At 41.3% G+C, this 18,818-nt stretch carries 11 protein-coding genes; 6 read left to right on the top strand and 5 right to left on the bottom strand.

Translation table 11 applies throughout. The features are described from left to right. Nucleotides 1-131: 131 nt before the first annotated feature. Nucleotides 132-1,109 carry a hopanoid-associated sugar epimerase gene (hpnA, locus tag H6G69_RS05700; protein ID WP_190682902.1) on the bottom strand — a complete coding sequence of 326 codons (978 nt, stop codon included), beginning with the start codon at nucleotides 1,107-1,109 and terminating at the stop codon, nucleotides 132-134. After that, the gene (locus tag H6G69_RS05695; RefSeq protein WP_190682899.1) at nucleotides 1,109-3,838 is read right to left on the bottom strand and encodes an efflux RND transporter permease subunit; all 2,730 of its coding nucleotides are present in this window, start codon (nucleotides 3,836-3,838) and stop codon (nucleotides 1,109-1,111) included. Before H6G69_RS05695 ends, hpnA begins: the two co-directional genes overlap by 1 nt. A 419-nt stretch (nucleotides 3,839-4,257) precedes the next feature. On the opposite strand from H6G69_RS05695, the gene H6G69_RS05690 reads away from it, so the two are divergent. Further along, complete coding sequence (locus tag H6G69_RS05690; protein WP_190682896.1) at nucleotides 4,258-5,001, top strand: phosphorylase; 744 nt, start codon at nucleotides 4,258-4,260, stop codon at nucleotides 4,999-5,001. A gap of 156 nt (nucleotides 5,002-5,157) precedes the next feature. Here H6G69_RS05690 and H6G69_RS05685 read toward each other — a convergent pair whose 3' ends face one another. After that, nucleotides 5,158-6,537 carry an MATE family efflux transporter gene (locus H6G69_RS05685; RefSeq protein WP_190682894.1) on the bottom strand — a complete coding sequence of 460 codons (1,380 nt, stop codon included), beginning with the start codon at nucleotides 6,535-6,537 and terminating at the stop codon, nucleotides 5,158-5,160. 653 nt (nucleotides 6,538-7,190) lie between these two features. On the opposite strand from H6G69_RS05685, the gene H6G69_RS05680 reads away from it, so the two are divergent. The 3 genes from H6G69_RS05680 to H6G69_RS05670 all read left to right on the top strand — a co-directional run bounded on the left by H6G69_RS05680 (nucleotide 7,191) and on the right by H6G69_RS05670 (nucleotide 12,423). After that, entirely contained in the window at nucleotides 7,191-10,163 is a 2,973-nt protein-coding gene (locus H6G69_RS05680) for a zinc-dependent metalloprotease (RefSeq protein WP_190682891.1), read from the top strand. Nucleotides 10,164-10,336: 173 nt separating this feature from the next. Further along, nucleotides 10,337-11,704, top strand: a complete 1,368-nt coding sequence (gene gntT / locus H6G69_RS05675) for a guanitoxin biosynthesis MATE family efflux transporter GntT (protein ID WP_190682888.1) — start codon at nucleotides 10,337-10,339, stop codon at nucleotides 11,702-11,704. 371 nt (nucleotides 11,705-12,075) lie between these two features. After that, nucleotides 12,076-12,423 (top strand): hypothetical protein, encoded by a 348-nt coding sequence (locus tag H6G69_RS05670; RefSeq protein ID WP_190682886.1) that lies wholly within the window; start codon nucleotides 12,076-12,078, stop codon nucleotides 12,421-12,423. A gap of 144 nt (nucleotides 12,424-12,567) precedes the next feature. On the opposite strand, the gene H6G69_RS05665 is transcribed toward H6G69_RS05670, so the two are convergent. Together H6G69_RS05665 and thrC are read right to left on the bottom strand one after the other, a co-directional pair. Then, a complete protein-coding gene (locus H6G69_RS05665) occupies nucleotides 12,568-12,843 on the bottom strand; it encodes a MoaD/ThiS family protein (protein ID WP_190682883.1) in 276 nt (91 codons plus the stop codon). Between the two features lie 88 nt (nucleotides 12,844-12,931). Then, nucleotides 12,932-14,236: a threonine synthase gene (gene thrC, locus H6G69_RS05660; protein WP_190682880.1), complete on the bottom strand. Its 1,305-nt coding sequence runs from the start codon at nucleotides 14,234-14,236 to the stop codon at nucleotides 12,932-12,934. A 677-nt stretch (nucleotides 14,237-14,913) separates the two neighbouring features. Here thrC and H6G69_RS05655 point away from each other — a divergent pair. Then, the gene (locus tag H6G69_RS05655; protein WP_397326884.1) at nucleotides 14,914-17,529 is read left to right on the top strand and encodes a beta strand repeat-containing protein; all 2,616 of its coding nucleotides are present in this window, start codon (nucleotides 14,914-14,916) and stop codon (nucleotides 17,527-17,529) included. A gap of 109 nt (nucleotides 17,530-17,638) precedes the next feature. Continuing rightward, nucleotides 17,639-18,202, top strand: a complete 564-nt coding sequence (locus H6G69_RS05650; protein WP_190682877.1) for a hypothetical protein — start codon at nucleotides 17,639-17,641, stop codon at nucleotides 18,200-18,202. Nucleotides 18,203-18,818 lie beyond the last annotated feature (616 nt).

Here is an 18,818-nt window from a genome sequence, read left to right as displayed (position 1 = left end):
TGAAGTCTGAAGTCTGAAGTCTGAAACGTAAATTTCAACAGCATTGCTTATTTGCTGGATGATTAGGGTTAGCAAGATACCTACCTCACAAAAATTTTCCCTTTCATACTTCACACTTCATCCTTCAGACTTCATTTGACATAGCCTTCTGCCATAAACCAATCCACAGCATCTTTGAGTGCCTGCTTGATATCCGATTGAGGCAAGCCCAATTCTCGAACTGCCTTAGTAGCATCGTAATACATTTGTTGTTTCGCCATCCGCACACCATCGACAGGAACAGAGGGCGTTTTGCCTAAGGGTGCGAGAATTTTCTCATCAATCCAAGCCACACTCAAGGGTATCCAAGATGGGATGGTGCGTTGTGGTGCAGGTATTCCAGTGATTTGGGCAAGTTGATCTAGTACTTGCTTGAGGCTGAGATTTTGGTTGCCTAAAATATAGCGATCGCCTGACTTCCCTTTATGCAATGCTAATAAATGGCCCCAAGCTACATCTCGCACATCGATGAAATTCAAGCCAGTATCCATATAAAAGGGCATTTCTCGCCGCAAAAACCGCAGAATAATCTCTCCTGTGGGTGTTGGCTTGATATCCAATGGCCCAATCGGGCTACTAGGGTTGACAATTACGACGTCTTGCCCTCTAGCGGCGGCTTGTTTGGCTTCTTGTTCAGCGAGAAACTTAGACTTTTTGTAGCTACCTACCAACTTTTCCACAGGGCTTTGATAAGTTTCATCAACAATACCCGCTCCAACGCCAATCGCCGCTACAGAACTGGTGTAAACAGTGCGTTCAATCTCGGCTTTGCGCGCGGCTTCTAAGATATTGCGCGTCCCAATCACGTTGTGACGATACAGCAATTGCTTGTCTACTTGCCACAGCGAATAGTGGGCGGCTACATGAAATAAAGCTTGACAACCCACCATTTGCTGCCAAATATCAGGATCAGTTAAATCGCCTTTGACAAGTTCTACATCTAAGCCTTGTAAGTTGGCTAAATTGCTGCTAGGACGGACTAAAGCTTTAACCTTGTATCCTTGTTGCAGTAACAACCGCACTACATGAGAACCGACAAAACCAGTTCCCCCCGTGACAAAGGCCTGCATTAGTTTTTCGCCTCCTGACGACGAAAACGCGGGAACCAGTCATCTAAGATAGCGTAAACTACTGGCACAACAATTAAGCTGAGGATTGTAGAAGTTACCAGCCCACCAGCAATAGCAACAGCCATAGGCGAGCGCAATTCTGAACCAGCACCTAAACCCAACGCAATGGGTAGCATCCCTAAAATAGTGGAAGCAGTTGTCATCATAATTGGTCTTAAGCGCACTGGCCCAGCTTTCAAGATTGCTTCGGTGCGCTCTAAACCGGACTCTCGCAACTGATTAATATAATCAACCAGCAAAATCGCGTTTTTATTTGCCAGTCCTAACAAGAAGACAAAGCCAATTAGCGAAATCATACCGAAGTCGCTTCTGGTAAACAACAGTGCGAGTAACGCCCCTACTAGTGCCAAAGGCAAGGAAACACCAATTACTACCGGGTCTATCCAGGTTTTGAAAAGTAAAATTAGCACCACAACAATACATAGTGCTGATAGCAGTAGAGTAGAAGCAAAACTGCCGAAGACTTCCGCCAAGCGAGCAGAATCACCGCCCAAGTCTAGAGAAACACCAGCAGGTAAAATTGGTTTTGCCTCTGCCACAATTTTATCAGTAGCATCACCTAGAGACAGATTTTGTCCCAAGTTGGCACTGATGTAAGCAACTCGCTGATTATCTAAGCGTTCAATTTGTAAAACTTGCCCTTGTTGATTGGCTTCACCTGTAACTGTGACATCCGCAAACCCGGGAATTTTTACCAAGCGGTCTTTAATTGCTTTGGCTGTTTTGCTTAAAGCTGGCAAATCATTTCCTTGTAACGCTACTTGTAAAGGTTTTTGTCCACCTGTATCGACAAATTGAATATCTTCGACACTGGTTGTGACTCCCTGCAACTTAGGCAAAGTTGTACGGAATTGGTCTTGCAGTTCGGCGGTAGTAATATTGCGGTCTTCTTTGAGTTTGACGTAGAGTGTCCCTTTATTTGGCTCACCCTCACGGGAACCAACAATAGTAAATACCGTTTCTACTGCTGGTGATTTTCTCACGACATCTTCTAGTTTTTTGGCAACCGCTAAAGAGTCATTTAAAGGATTGGGAATAGAAACTGGTAAAGCAGCTGTTTGTCCTGCTTGTTTTTGTAACGCGGCTAAATCTGCTGGACTTGGTTGCTGTGCTGCTTGTTTTTGCAACGCGGCTAAATCTGGAATATTCGGCAAAGGAGCAGTATAAGTGATATTAAATTCGCCGCGATCAAGTTTGGGGATAAATCCTTTGGGAATCAAGGGAATTAAAGCTATCCCACCAACAAAACTGAGAATTGCGATCGCAACTACAATTTTGCGATGATGTAAAGACCAGTGCAGCAAGTTGCGGTACGCTTGGTTAAAACCTACCCAAGTTTTTGCTTCTCGCCTACGGGGTTTTGCAGATACAGGCTTGAGCCAGTAGATAGCCAACACTGGTGATAAAGTCCGCGCTACCAGCATAGAAGCCAGCATCGCTGCCGAAACAGTAATCCCAAAAGGTTTGAAGAATTGTCCAACTACGCCACCCATCAAACCAATTGGCAAAAATACTGCAACAGCTGTCAAAGTCGCCGCAGTCACCGTCAAACCAATTTCATTGGTAGCCAACAAAGCCGCTTGACGGGGAGTTTCGCCATCTTCAACATGGCGTATAATATTTTCGACATCAACGATCGCATCATCAATAATACTGCCAATTACCAAAGCCAAAGCCAAGAGTGTAATTGTTTCTAAGTTGAAGCCGAAAATCGCCATAACGATAAATGTCGCCAACAATGATGTTGGAATCGCCAGGGCGGAAATTAAAGTTGCTCGCCAACTCCACAAAAAAGGAAATATCACCACAATAGACAACACAATTGCTTCAATCAGCGCGTCAATTGTTGACTTAGTAGCGTGACGAATATACTCTGCTTGAGTAGCCGCTAAGGTGAGTTTGACATCCTTGAGGTTGTTTCTCAGCTTCTGTACTTCTTTCTCAACTCGACTCACCACTTCTAAAGTATTAGCATTACCACGTTTGATGACTTGAAATGCCAGTGCATCTTGACCATTAAACCGAATTAATGTTGCACCACCTTGGGGAGGAGTAGCCGCAGTTGTCTGTGCAGTTGGTAATGTCGGTGCAGCATTTGGATCTCCGCCCAACAAGTTAACTTTTAAGACTCCAGGGAGTTTAGCAATAGCGGGAATAATTTGGTCTTTTGCTACCTTATTTAAATCTGTGATATTCCGTGAGGAACTCTCAATGGCGTAGCTGATGGCTGCTGATTCGTTGAGATTGAGAGGAATAATTTTGTAATTTGCGCCCGCAGGTAATTTTAATTGTTTGAGAGCAGTTTCTACATTTTTTGTAGATTTTTCTAAATCAGTACCGACTGTAAAAGCTAAACTCACAGCCGTTTGACCAGGATATGCAGATGAGCGAAGATTATCTAGCCCTTCTAGGGAGCCGAGACGCTCTTCAATTGGTTTGGTGAGTTTTGCTTCTGTATCCAGAGCCGTTGTTAATGGGGCTGTTGCATTTACTACCACCACAGGAAACGTAATATCTGGAAACAAAGCATACTTCAGGGAACTGAAAGCTAAAAGCCCAGCTACCGTCACAGCAATCCAAAAACTCACTGTTAACCACGAGAAGTCAATTGCCAATTTGGAAATATTGAAGCGTTCTCGTGCAGATTTTGCGCTACTAAGCTTTACCATTCTGGAAAATTGTGCAGGTGACTCAATTATTTGTCATGCTACAGTAATCGTTTGATGTTTGTGCAGTTGGGTTTGCGATCGTGAGCAATCTTACTTAAAATGTTTATCAAAAAAGCATAAAAGATAAAGAATCACAATATTACTTTTAGCCCAAAAGTAGGGCATTCTAGGTTATCGCATTTTAGATAAGTATTTAGGAGTCAGAATCCAGGAGCCAGAATGTTAGAAAATTTAATCACTTTCTTCAGGGTAACAATAGACATCATTCTCAATAACTCTTAAATTCTGACTTCTGTGTGCTGAATACTTACCATTTTAGATATAGCGATCGCCTTACAAGGTGAAGATAATCATCAGCATTGCTGGTGGAGAACATTCTGTCAACAGGGGTCTGGGTGCAGACAATTTAAGGATGAAAAATGATTAATACTATTTTGGTGCCCCAAGGTGCAGAATATCAGGCAGTATGTAAAGGTCTGAATCAAATTACTGGCTCAAAACCCAATGTTGTGTCTATACCAGTTGGTATCAAACCGTTAACTCAATATTTAAAACAATGGCAACAAGATCCATCATTGCACCGGAAAATATTGCAACCGATGGGGTCAAAACCAGAAAATGACAATACCCTAACCCAGTCTTTATCTCAACCGAAAGTGTTAGTAATGGGTTTGTGTGGTAGCTTGAGCCAGCGTTATGCAGTTGGGGATATAGTACTTTATCAAAATTGTAGTTATCAAGGACAGGTACTAGAATGCGATCGCCTGTTTACTACTCAGTTATATTCTCGGTTACATCAACAGGTATCTTTAGTTAAGGGATTGACAAGCGATCGCGTTATCTGCTCTGCTGTGGAAAAGCGTCATTTAGGCGAACTCTTCGATACTGATGTAGTAGATATGGAAAGCTTCGCCGCCTTAGAATTTTTTCAGCAAATGGGAATAGCCGCCACAGTCATCCGCGTAGTTAGTGATAACTCTCAACACGATATACCTAACCTCAATTCAGCTATCAGTACTGATGGTTCCCTCAAACCTTTACCTTTAGCTTGGAGATTCATTCGCCAACCCGTCGCCGCCACACGCTTGATTCGTGGTTCTTTACAAGGTTTGAAAGTATTGGAAAAGATAACTCAATCTTTTGTGGAAGGGAACAGTGTTTAAAAGCGTTAATGCGAAAAAATCGGAATAACCTAAAAAACATCTATTTTGCAGATTGCAATTATATCAAACTCTTGTGGGGTGGACATCTTGTCATTTGATGCAAATTCAATATAGAACAGTACCAGCCCCACGCTCATACTTGGCAATGAAACTTGTTTAATCGGGACTACTTCCTGCCATCATCCTAAACCGCCAAGTCAAAACTATAGCTGCACCCGCTAAACCAATTGCCAAACCCCACCACAACCCCAGCACACCATAGTCTAACCAAAAACCTAAAACATAAGCAGTAATTAAACCAAGACACCAGTAAGCAAAAATCCCAATCAACATCGGCATACGCGTATCTTTTAACCCGCGTAATGCTCCGGCGGCGGCAACTTGTACGCCATCAAAAATTTGAAAAACCGCAGCTACGACAAGCAACTGCACTGTCAATTTGACTACTTCTTGGTTACTGGGATTGTTGATATCTAAGTAAAGGGAAACAACCGATTTGGGGAATAACCAAAAGATAATTCCCGCCATAGCCATAGATAAAGCACTTAAGCTAATTCCTACATATCCAGCTAGCCGGACGTTAGCGAAATCTTGCTCTCCGGCTAATTGTCCCACCCGTACAGTTGTCGCCAAAGAAATTCCTAATGCCATTTGAAAGGACATAGCCGCAGTCTGCAAAGCAATTTGATGAGCAGCCAAAGAAGTATCGCCTAATTTTCCCGCGATAAACGTCACAACGGTGAATAGTCCTGCTTCTACTGCTACTAGTCCGCCAACAGGCAATCCCACCTGAAAAATCTCCCAAAAAATCCGCCGATTCTCGGGAGTCCAGTAGTTAAATTCAAGCTGGAATATGCGGTAGCTAGCAAATCGATGTTGGCTATATATATAGATGGCTAAAGCTAGAAACATACTCCAAAGTGATAGTGTACTTGCCAATCCAATTCCAGTTAGCCCGAGAGCAGGTAGCCCTAGTTTGCCAAACATCAAAATATAATTGGCTGTGATGTTGAATAAAGTGCCTAAGACAACGGTAACGATGACTAACTGCGGTTGAGATAAGGCCGAAAGAAAACTTTTCAGGACTGCAAAGCCTAAAGCAGGGATAAAACCCGGTGCGATCGCTTTTAAATAAGTGGCTGCTAGTGCTGATGTGGTATGATGTTGACCCAATAACAGCAGTAGACTACCACCGTTCCAAAGGATCATGACTAGTGGTATACCCAAAAACAGCGATATTCCTAATCCTTGTCGGACAATTTTGCCGATTTGCTCAGGATTTCCGGCTCCATAGGCTTGAGCCGCTAAAGGACTAACCGCCGACAAAATACCCGTATTCACTAAAAGTAAAAAAGTAAATAGTGCAGCACCTAAACCACCAGAGGCGATGGTTTGACTGCCTAACCAGCCCATCATGACGGTATCAACAAAGCCAGTCGCCGATTGCGCCAGCTGTGCTGCTGCTAAAGGCACAGCTAACCAAAGACATTGCTTAATTTCTGATATCAAGCTCGATCTATTTGCAATAATACTCATGAAACTTTCATCACAAAAGCTATACTCAGATAGCAATTCTTAATTCAAAATTGCCCCTAGCCAGCCGAAACATCTAAATGATAGAACTAGCTGAAGTCTACAACTCAGCAAAACTAAATATTTTTAGCAGCAATGTACAATTTGATTAATTCTTTGTCATCTATCTTGTCAATATCGCATTGCTTAAGTTATCTTAAATTTTTTCTTAGGGTAGGCGATCGCTAATTTTATCAGCAGCGTTTCTGCTTCTATCCATAGTTTATTTATTATAATTCGTCTATTAATTGAGCAGAATTTAAATACATTTTCCCGCATCCTGAATCCCGGAATCAGGCTGATGTATGCCCACGTTAAACTTTATTTTTAGGTTTAAAAATAGTTATTTAGTTAGCAAAATTAACCTGGATAAAAGTTTTTAACTAAATTGTGTTATTTTTACCAGCACATTTACTCTGCTGGTGCAAAAATAATACTTACTGTTGATGACCCAAGGATTTGTAGGAAAACCATAACGAAAAAATTCTCATAAAACTAAAAAATTTGCATTTGGTCACAGAATCGCTTAGACATTTTTAAGTTGATTTTACTGATGTCAGTGGCGGTATTTCCTTTGCAAAATTAACAATTAACTATGTTTATCAGGGATGAAATTAATGAATAAAGTAACTTTTTATGTAATTTTGTTGCATGGCTTGTGGTTGGGAATATCCACTGCGAGTGCTGCGTCATTACAGAATAATGCTGTCAATCAAGGACTACGGGTTAATCAAAAACCCAACCTTAGTTGGCAATTGAAAAGCTCTAAACAAGGCACTGCTGTTAACAACAATTTAGCATCTAGCCCAAACCTCTTGCCATTGCCGCAAGTTTGGGTGATTAATAAACAACAAAAGCCAGAACAGCAGCCTTTTACTTGGGTAGTAGAAAATACTCAGCAAGCCCAAAATCAACCGTTTCTCGAAGTTGGTAAATCACCTAAAAAACCTGTAAATAAGCCTAATTCTGCTAAACCAGCCAGTAAAGATGAATTAGAACCGTTTGATGAAGTAGTTAAAGATACAGAAAAAAAGGAGGGATTGTTTACCCTCTATCGCAACAAAAAAAATAATAAAATCTATCTAGAAATCAAACCAGAACAGTTAAATACTAATTATTTAGCCACAGCCACCCTAGAATCAGGCATTGGCGAACGCGGTATTTATAGTGGCATCCCATTGCAAGACTTTTTGTTTTACTGGCAGCGAGTAGACGATAAATTACAGTTTACTGTCCGCAATGTTAATTTTCGTACAAGAGAAGGAGATCCACAAGCGCGATCGCTTGCCCGTTCTTTTAGCGATTCAATTCTCTATATGCTGCCAATTAAAAGCATTCATCCCGAACGCAAAACTATATTGGTAGACTTGGGTGATTTGCTATTAGCAGATTTAGCCGGATTATCAGCAAATTTAGGCGTAACGGCCAGTTCTGATCAATCTTATTTCGGCGATGCTAAAGCTTTTCCGCACAACGTCGAAATTGAATCGGTGTTGAACTTCTCTGGTAGCAGCAGTAACAACCGTGAAAATCAACTATTAAATTTTGCTACCCTACCAGACTCTCGCGGTTTTACTTTGCGCGTTCACTACAGTCTCTCCCAATTACCCAACAATAGTTACCGCCCTCGTCTGGCTGACGAACGAGTTGGTTATTTTATCACCGCTTACCAAGACTTAACCAAAGACAATGGCGATCCCTTTGTGCGTTATATCAATCGCTGGAATTTAGAAAAAGCCGACCCAAAAGCCGCAATTTCTCGTCCTAAAAAACCAATTGTCTTTTGGATTGATAATGCTGTACCCTTAGAATACCGTGATGCCATCAAAGAAGGCATCCTTATGTGGAACAAAGCTTTCCTCAAAGCCGGGTTTAAAGACGCGATTGAAGCCCGACAAATGCCAGACGATGCCACTTGGGACCCCGCAGATATCCGTTACAACACAATTCGCTGGATTAATACTGTAGATGGTTATTTTGCAATGGGGCCATCCCGTGTTAATCCCCTGACTGGGGAAATTTTAGATGCAGATATTTTAGTAGATGCTAGTTTTGTCCGCGCACTCAAGAGTGAATATCGCAAAATTATTCAACCCAGCCAAGATCAAACCCAAAACCGCACATCTTTATCAGCTTGGATACAAAATCGCTTTTTGTGCAGTAGCGGTTTAGGTGCAAAAGATCAGAATTCTCCGCAACCCGAACAAAGTGGGTTGATGCGAAATTTATCTAAACTAGCCGGCGAGTATGATTTATGCTATGGCATGGAAGGGGCTAACCAGTTTGCCTTCGGTTCTCTAGCTATGACACTGTTGCAAGATAATAAAGGTAGCCAAGAGCAAGTTAAAGAATATATTCATCAATATTTACGTCTGATTATTGCCCACGAAGTCGGTCACACTTTGGGGTTACGCCATAACTTCCGGGGTAGTACCTTACTCTCACCCCAGGAAATGAATAATAAAGAAATTACCCACAATAAAGGTTTAACTACCTCGGTGATGGATTATATTCCGCCCAATATTGCACCTCAAGGTACTAAGCAAGGTGATTATTTCCCAGATGCAGTAGGGCCTTATGATGACTGGGCAATTCAATATGGTTATCAACCATTCGCAGCGACGACACCAATTGCCGAAAAGCCATTTTTACAAGACATTGCTAACCAATCATTTAAGCCAGAGTACAGTTATTCTACCGATGAAGATGTCTTTGACCTCGACCCCACAGCCGATGCTTGGGACAATAGTAATAATGTGCTGGTTTATTCCCAATGGCAGTTAGATAATTCCCGGGTGATGTGGGAGCGGCTGAATCGGGGTTATCCTACCGCCGGGGAAAGCTACAGCGATTTAAGCGATCGCTTTGGTACAGTTTTAGGTAATTATTTTCAACAAATTTACTACGTCAGTAAATATATTGGTGGACAGTCATTTTATCGCATCCATGGTGGTGATACCCCATCTAGCAGCCAAAATACTCGCCAAGCTAAATTACCCTTTGAACCTGTACCAGTAGAAGAACAACGACAAGCTTTAAAAACACTGCAAAAATATGTCTTTGCTGAAGATGCGTTAAAATTTTCTCCCGACTTATTGAATAAATTAGCACCTTCGCGTTGGCGGCATTGGGGCAGTTCTCCCCGCATCGGTCGTTTAGATTATCCCATTCACGAATTAGTACTATTCTTCCAAAGTGCAGTATTACGGGATTTACTTTCAGGCGATCGCCTCTACCGCCTCAAGGATATGGAACTAAAAGCACCTTCCGGAAAAGCCCTGACTTTGCCAGAGCTATTTGATACATTACAAACCGGAATTTGGACAGAAGTGATCAAACCCCAAGGCTCAGTGCAAATATCGAGTGTGCGGCGGGGCTTGCAGCGAGAATACCTGGATATTTTAATTAGTATGGTATTGCGAAAAGAATATGTGCCAGAAGATGCCCGGACACTAGCTTGGTATAAGCTTAAGCAACTAGATGAGAAACTGGCTCAAGTGAATTCTAATGATGAATATAGCAAAGCTCATCTGCTCGAAACACGCGATCGCATAGAAAAAGCCTTAAATGCACAATTGCAGGGAAATTAAGTAGCTATGATGAACTAGGTACAATAGGACAAATGAAAGAGGCTAGGGGCTAGAGGCTAGAGGCTAGAGCTATTCCTAAGAAATTGTCACAAACAAACCTGAAAAGCTCTTTTCTCTCATCCCTAACCCCTAATCCCTAGCCTCTAATTCATATCCAGTACAGCCAACAATCTATGACAATTGCAGTCTCAAATCAGTACAACTTCTTGCCTCGGTTTTACAAACTGGCAAGCATCAGTGTACTTTCCAATATGATGGTTCCCTTGGCAGGTTTGGTTGACATTGCCTTTTTGGGGCATTTAGCAGACATTCGTCACTTGGCAGGAGTTATCCTTGCCACTATCATATTTGACTACTTATACAGAGTATTAAAATTCCTGCGCTCCAGTGTGAATGCCTTAACTGCACAAGCAGTGGGACTGGAAGATGATAAAACTGTACTTTTGGCAGGAATTCGTAGTGGCTTAATTGCCTTAGCAATTGGCTTACTAATTTTGTTGTTACAATACCCATTACAAAAAATTGGCTTTACGATTTTGAGTGGTTCCCCAGATATAGAAGTTGCTGGGGCAGATTATTTTCAAGCCCGAATTTGGGGCGCGCCAGCTGTCTTACTCAACTTTGTGTTGATTGGCTGGTTTATGGGGCAAGAAAAAAATAGCGTAGTCTTGCTGATGTCTGTAATTGGCAATGGTTCAAATGTGGTATTGGACTATCTCATGATTTCTCTTTGGGGATGGCAAAGCATGGGAGCCGGACTAGCAACAGCTATTAGTCAGTATCTCGCTTTGTTCACTGGGCTGATTTACGCTTGCTTTAGTATTCCCTGGCAAACTTTACCCGCAGCTTTAAAAGAAGTTTTCGATTGGGTGGCTTTGAAAGAGACTGTGGTGCTAAAAAGCAATATTCTCATCAGATTTGTAGTCTTGATTTCTACTTACGCCATTTTTACAAACCTCAGTGCGGCAATGGGAACAGAAACTTTAGCAGAAAATGGTTTACTTTTACAGATTGCCCTGCTGAGTCAGTTTACGGTTCAAGGTGTGGGGATGACAACTCAAACCCTCACAGGCAATTTTAAGAGTAAAGGTGCTAAAGAACAAATGAGTTCTTTATTAACTGTCTCAATACTAACGAGTTTAGTAATTGCATTAGGTTTTGCCGCAGTATCAGTGCTGTTTCCCGATACAGTCTTTGGGCTATTAACTAGCCATGCAGAGGTGAATAAACATATTAGTACCTATACTATATGGTTGGTTCCCCTTTTGGGACTAACAGCGATCGCTTTTATGCTAGAAGGTTACTTCATCGGTTTAAAAGAAGGTGCTACTTTGCGTAACGCAGTCTTAATTGCCTTTGGATTGGGTTTTTTACCTTTAGCGATTACTGCATGGTATGTTCACAACAACCAACTTTTGTGGATGTCTCTTGTAGCATACATGGCAGTGAATATGTTCTTTCTCGCAATTCAGCTACCGCGAACAATAGACAATCTAGCTTTAGAAACCCAACAACCAATACCAAACCCCCATTCTAGTTAGTTAGGACTGACGCACAAAGTTTATTTGTGGAGACTGGGGTGAGGGGCGTAAGGGTATAGAGTGTAAAAATTTAGATACCTATACCCTTAAACACCGATTAGTTTTTGAGGACAGAACATCAAAATCTGGCGTTGCATAAATGCGGCATGAATTAAGATGTCGAAGCAAAATGAAAGATTGATTTTTCGCGCAAAGGCGCAAAGGCGCGAAAAATCAATCTTTCACTGTGCAGACTCCAAACTCTGCTTTTAGAATTTTGCCTAGGAAGCTTTTCCGCAATTTATCAGTCATCAAACCACATTACACCAAAAGTTATCAGCAGTAACTATTGGGGAATACTAGAAGACAAATTACTGCCTGAAGGTTTGATTATGCAACTAAGTATAGTGGAAAACAAATTACAGATAGAGTTTACTTGGCAGGAGCGATTATTAGCAGCTCGCTTGAACAAACTCTGGCAAATACCACTAGCAAATATCGAAGAAGTGACAACAGCCAAACCTCAAAGTCACTGGAAAGAACTCCGCGCCCCTGGTACATTCATCCCAGGAGTTATTAAAGCCGGAACTTATTATACCGACCGAGGTAAAGAGTTTTGGTATGTAAATCAAGACAGTAACTATTTAATCATCGAATTACAGGATGAATCCTATAACAGGGTTATCCTGACAATTGATAACAATAATTATTGGCAACAACAGCTAACCCAACTTTGCTAGCTAGGTAACAAATTTATCTCTGATCAAAAAAAGCAATTGACAAGAGTTTTTATTTTCAATATTTTGTTTTATAGCGATCGCCACATAGCCAAGGACAATTAACCTGTAATTTATTCCCTGCTATACCAGCTTACTCCATAAAACTTAACCGCCTGCAACCGCAGGTACAATACTGACTTCATCACCATCTTTTAATTGTGTAGCTATTCCTTCCAGAAAGCGAATATCTTCGCTATTAACATACAAATTTAAAAAGCGTCGTGGTTGTCCTTTCTCATCGCATAAACGAGCTTTAATACCAGGACAGTTTTTTTCTAAAGACTCAAACAACTCGAAAATATTATTGCCACTACACTCTATAGTTGCTTGATTGTTAGTGAATTGTTGAAGAGCGGTAGGAACTAAAACAGTTACAGCCATAATTGAAGTGTGAAGTATGAAGTATGAAGTGTGAAATGTGAAGTCTGTGAGCAACCCCTTTGGGTTTAAATCTTTCAGACTTCAGACTTTAGACTAGAACTTGCTGCCATTCTAAGCGGTCAAGTGTACGAGAACGTTCTAAGGCACGTTCAAAACTATCTAGTTTGGCATCAATTGTCAACGGTTCGCCAACATAACCTTGAACTGCTTCTTGGGTTTTCAAACCATTGCCAGTGATATAAACCACGGTAGTTTCATCTGGATCAATTTTGCCAGCTTCTACCAATTTTTTCAGCACAGCGATCGTTGTACCACCTGCTGTTTCTGTGAAGATACCTTCGGTTTCGGCTAGCAACTTGATGCCTTCAATAATTTCTGCATCGGTCACTGATTCAATATTACCGCCTGTTTTCTTCGCAATTTCGACAGCATATACACCATCTGCTGGATTACCAATTGCGATCGATTTAGCAATTGTATTTGGTTTCACAGGCTTGATAAAGTCGCGGTCTTCTCTAAAAGCTTGGGCGATGGGCGAACAACCTTCTGCTTGCGCGCCGCTAAAACGCACATTTTTATCTTCTACTAAGCCAACTTCGACAAACTCTTTGAAGCCTTTATAGATTTTGGTGAATAAAGAACCAGAAGCCAAAGGTGCAACTATATGATCTGGTAATTGCCAACCCAGTTGTTCTGCTACTTCAAAGCCGAGAGTTTTAGAACCTTCTGAGTAGTATGGGCGGAGATTAATATTGACAAAACCCCAGCCATGTGTATTTGCAACTTCTGAGCAGAGGCGATTAACTTGATCGTAGTTGCCTTTGACAGCCATCAGAGTTGGGCTGTAAATTAAACTGCCGAGAATTTTGCCTGCTTCTAAATCAGAAGGAATGAACACACAGCAGTCTAAACCTGCGTGAGCCGCGATCGCTGCGGTAGAATTTGCTAGGTTGCCAGTACTTGCACAAGATACTGTAGTAAAACCTAATTCTCTAGCCCGAGACAAGGCTACAGATACCACCCGATCCTTAAAACTGAGGGTGGGCATATTGACGGCATCATTTTTAATGTAAAGCTTGTTCAGACCCAGGCGACGAGCCAGACGTTGAGAACTTACCAAAGGAGTCATCCCAGTTCCCACATCAATTACATTGTCAGTTGCAACAGGTAAAAATTGACGATAGCGCCAAATTGAATTTGGCCCGGCTTGGATTTTTTCGCGGCTAACACTCAGGCGGATATTGTTGTAGTTATATTTAACCTCCAACGGCCCAAAGCAAAACTCACATACATGACTAGCTTTGAGTTCGTATTCTGCACCACATTCCTTACACTTCAAGGCTTCTAAGGTAGCTGTGGTGGTTTGAGTGGTTTTGGAGATTGCCTGAGTCATAGCGATCGCTTTCCCTGTTTGTCCGTCAACTGTCGCTTGATACTATCACGAGCAAAAATCACTAGTCAAACATATCCGACTATTTTAGTCGGATATAAATTTCATGAAGATAAGAGTTCAGCGCAACAAAGCAGTTAACCCAATATCCGCAATCATGCAGCAGGAGGTCAACTGCTGGTATGACTTGATTTCCGGGACATTCAGGAAACAAAAAGTGATCTTCAGCATCTGGAAAATCACATCTTGAAAAATCAAACTTTGCCGTAAATCAAAGATCGCTCCGTAGTTGCGTATAAAAAATCTTTATCAATTATTTTTTTTGGAGACTTTAGAGTATGAATACTCAATTGTGAAATCTTTTCTAGGTTTTTTAATACTAGTATTTTCACTATTACATATCGTGTCGCCAATCCCTTAATCTGGCAATACTACAGTACTGAAGTAGTTATAAACATCGAGAAGATTGAGAACAATGAAAACATACCTCTTCAGATTTAATTAATACTTTAACCGCAGAGTAATTATACAAATAACTAACTATCGAATAATTATTTACCAATAGTTATTACAGGTTAAAAAATATCTTCTCATTAAATAAACTCAGCTAAAAAGTCCAAAAATTAGCTGATAAATTCGCTTGGGTATTAAGGTTGCACAAATATCAAGGTTAGATTTTAATGTTGATTTCTCCCAATCTCCGAATGTTGTACAGTAAATTTGTCCAAAATAGGTTTGCTTTTTATCGTTATCTAATAGGGTCATTATTATTAGCTAATGGGACTTTTTTGGTTGCACTACCTGTATTAGCAGATGGTACAACTGCTGGTCAAGCTATTAGCAACACAGCAACTGCTACCTATGAAGATCCTAATAGTCCAGGAACAACAATTAATGCAACATCTAATACTGTGGTTGTGACTGTAGCTGAAGTTGCTGGTATTACTGTCTCATCTGCGGGCGTTCAAGATAGCAATGGAGGTACGATTGGAGTTGGTGATTTACTGGTATACACCTACACTCTGACAAACGTAGGTAATGACCCCACTCAATTTCGGATTCCGAATTTAGCTACTACCACTGGCCCTGGTGTAGTTGCTGGTACATTGCCCGGTGGTGTTGCTAATAGTTTGCAGTACAGCACCGACGGTGGTCAAAACTGGCAAAATATTACTAGTACAGAAGTTGTGACACCTTCAGTTTCACCCGGTGGTAGCATACTAGTACGCGTACCAGTAACCGTACAAGCTGGCGCACAAACCAACGACGTAATTACAGTTACTCTTGGTAATACTCCTGGGAACGCACAAAACCAACTAAGAACTCCCGATGGCGGTGACGTTTACACCGTAGATAACCCTGATAATAGCGGCGTTACTGGTGAAGTTGCTGGCGTACCTGTCAACGGTACAAGAGAAGCCAGTGCTACCCAACAAATTCAAGTAGGTGCTACAGCCAAGACTTATACATTAGCCACAATTCTCAAAACTCGCAGTAATTACAACAACGCCGGCACATCTCAAATTACAGATGACAAACTTACTTATGATTTGAGTTTGCGAGTTGAGTCTAATGACCCAACAGGACAAAGTATCACGCCAGCACCATTAGTTGGTACAACCATTAATGTTGATGGTTCAGCTGTTAGCCGGATCTTAGTTTCTGATGCGATTCCTGCGGGTACAGATTTAGCCATTGCACCAACTCCACCACCTGGTTGGCAAGCAGTTTACACCACTGATGCGATTACAACTGATGCCAATACAGCTAACTGGAAAACCTTTCCATTACAAAATTCTGACACTCTTGTTGGTATTACCCGTGTTGGTTTTATCAATCAGCCATCTTCGATTACTTCTGTTGCACCTGGTGTGACAGTCAGTGGCTTTTCAATTCAGCTAGCTGTCGAGTCTACCGCAACATCGCCTTTGACTGTGGCTAACATTGCCCAATTATTTGGTCAAACTCCTGGTACTAACGCACCTGTATACGATGAATCTGGCGATCAAAATCCCAGTAACTACGATGGTTCTGCTGGTAGTATGACACCGCCTACAGGTACAGATACCAATAATGATGGTGTCCCTGATACTCTCACAGCAGCCATTGTTGATGACGGCTATATTAATACTCCCACAGCACCCGAAACCGGAACAGACTTAAGTAATAACAACACTGGTACTGGTTCAGGTGGTGAGGCCAACGTCTTCACTGTCCAAGCCCCTGTTGCATCAGGCATTCTCAACGGGCCGCAAAATGCTCCTGATGCGGTTGGCCCGTCAGGTCAAACCAATGATGACTTTACTAACAAATCTTCTCTGATTCCTGCTGGTACAGCACCTGGTTCTAAAGTTGACCCAGCCGCAGTTGGATTTACCAACACAATTAAAAACAGCGGTACAGACCCAGGCACGATTACAATTACGCCAACAGCACCAAGCAATAGCAAAGATTTACCAGATGGAACTAAAGTAACTATCACGTACGGTGGGCAATCTGCAGTCTACACTTACAATCAAGCAACGGGAACATTCAATACAACAAGTACAGCAATTTCTATTCCTAATGTTGCGGCTGGAGCAACGATTAACTATGGTGTAGAAGTTGATTTGCCAAGCAACACGGCCTTGTCAACTGATACTATTCCCGACTATACAAATGATAAAGAATTTGGCTATCCGGTTTACATCATAGCCTCGATTGATACGAATGGCGATCGCAATGCTGATAGTCAAAACATCACTATTGATCGCGTCTACACTGGTTATTTGAAGTTGGTGAAAGTGTCACGCATATTAGCAGGTACTGGGCCAGCTGTTGGTACAGGTCAAGATGACTTTGAGTCTACACCCGCTAGTAATGGTATTGATCCCAATTCCAACGTTACTGATGTCCCCAGAACACCTGCACCAGGAAATATTATTGAGTATCAAATTCGCTATCTCAATATTTCTGATACGGAAGCTGGCAGTGGAAACGTGATTTTAAATGCTGACAAGGTTGTGATTACTGAAGATGGTACAACCTTTGATGACACTCCTGCTGGTAGTAACAATTGGGCATTAGACAACGACAAAGACGGCAAAATTGATACTAGTAATGTGGTAGGTTCAGCTAAAGATTCTGGGGCGGCAAATATCCAATTCTACAGCGGTAACAACCCAGCCAACACATCTACTATTGATCAAACAGGAACTACAGTAACTACTGATGTCACGAAGTATGTAGATAGCGTGACTGGCAAAGTTGCACCAGGCGAACAAAGAACCTTTACTTTCCAACGTAAAGTGAATTAATTTGATGGAGGATTTTGAGGCGTTGCAGATTCATCGATTGATGCAATGCCTCAATTGAAATTTTTTAGTAGTTTTCATCGTCGAAAAGACAATTTTTGGAGGTTATCAGATGAAGGGTGTTTATCTTGCAAGTATAGGGGCGATCGCTTTAATTGCTACAGTTTCATTATCTAACCAAATACCAGGATTAGCTTCTTTTGGGCAGTCTGGAACTGCTATTGCCCAAAATATCAAAACTCAACCGCAAATTCAGCTACTTCTAGAAGCAGAAAAGCAAGTGCTGACCAAAGATCAGCAAGGTAAATTAATTAAGAAATGGCAAACTTTAAAAGGTCAAGTAGTGGTACAACCAAAAGATGTATTGCGCTACACCTTAAATGTCGAAAATATTAGCAATCGCCCAATTAAAAATCTCCATCTCAATCAGCCAATTTCCCAAGGAATGGTTTACGTATTGAACTCTACTAACACGCCTAAAAATACTAAAACTACTTATAGCATTGATGGTGGACGTAATTTTGTCGAAAATCCCACTGTTAAAGTTACCCTTCCTAACGGCAAAGTAGAAACTCAACCAGCACCAGCTAGTGCTTATACACATATTCGGTTGTCCGTTCCCTTATTAGGTGCAAAAACCACAATTAAGACAACTTATCAAACTCAAATTCGTTAATTAATCAAGAGACCAATACGTAATTTTATGGTAAAAATTCAGCCCACAGAAGTCAGAATTCAGAATTTAAGAGTAATTTAGGATAATCAGGCTATTTTTACCCTGAAGAATGTGATTAAATTTTCTCCCATTCTGCCTCCTGGATTCTGACGGATGTATACTTACATTTTTATGATTGGCTCTTGATGTTATACCATTTCCCGAAAATCTTGATTCAAATTCATTGGTTTTTAATTCTTTCCTCCTGCTCCCGATGAACTATTTGTATCAAAATTAAAGTGAAACGGTATTACTAGTACAGATTGGCGTAAATAAATAGACCATCGGAAATTGCTAAAAGGCTTGTGATATCACGATTCTTTCTTTTTCCTTTTGCAATTCGGGTCGCCATTTGACGACAGTTGCCTCAGGCACTGTCTCCTTGATGTCGGGAAACCCGTCCACCGCAATGGCTCAGGTTTTACTTTTGCCTTGTTGTACTAGGCTATTTTTAATCATTTAAATCCGATTTTCTTAACAATAGGAATTACGCAAGAACTCTCTCAAACTCTTATGACTTCTTGTCCTATCCTGTGGGTTCACCGTTAGGCGTTATTGAAGGGAAGCCCTGACGCTC

Source organism: Nostoc sp. FACHB-110 (assembly GCF_014697425.1).
Lineage (GTDB): Bacteria > Cyanobacteriota > Cyanobacteriia > Cyanobacteriales > Nostocaceae > Nostoc_B.
This window is presented reverse-complemented; position numbering and strand designations above follow the sequence as displayed.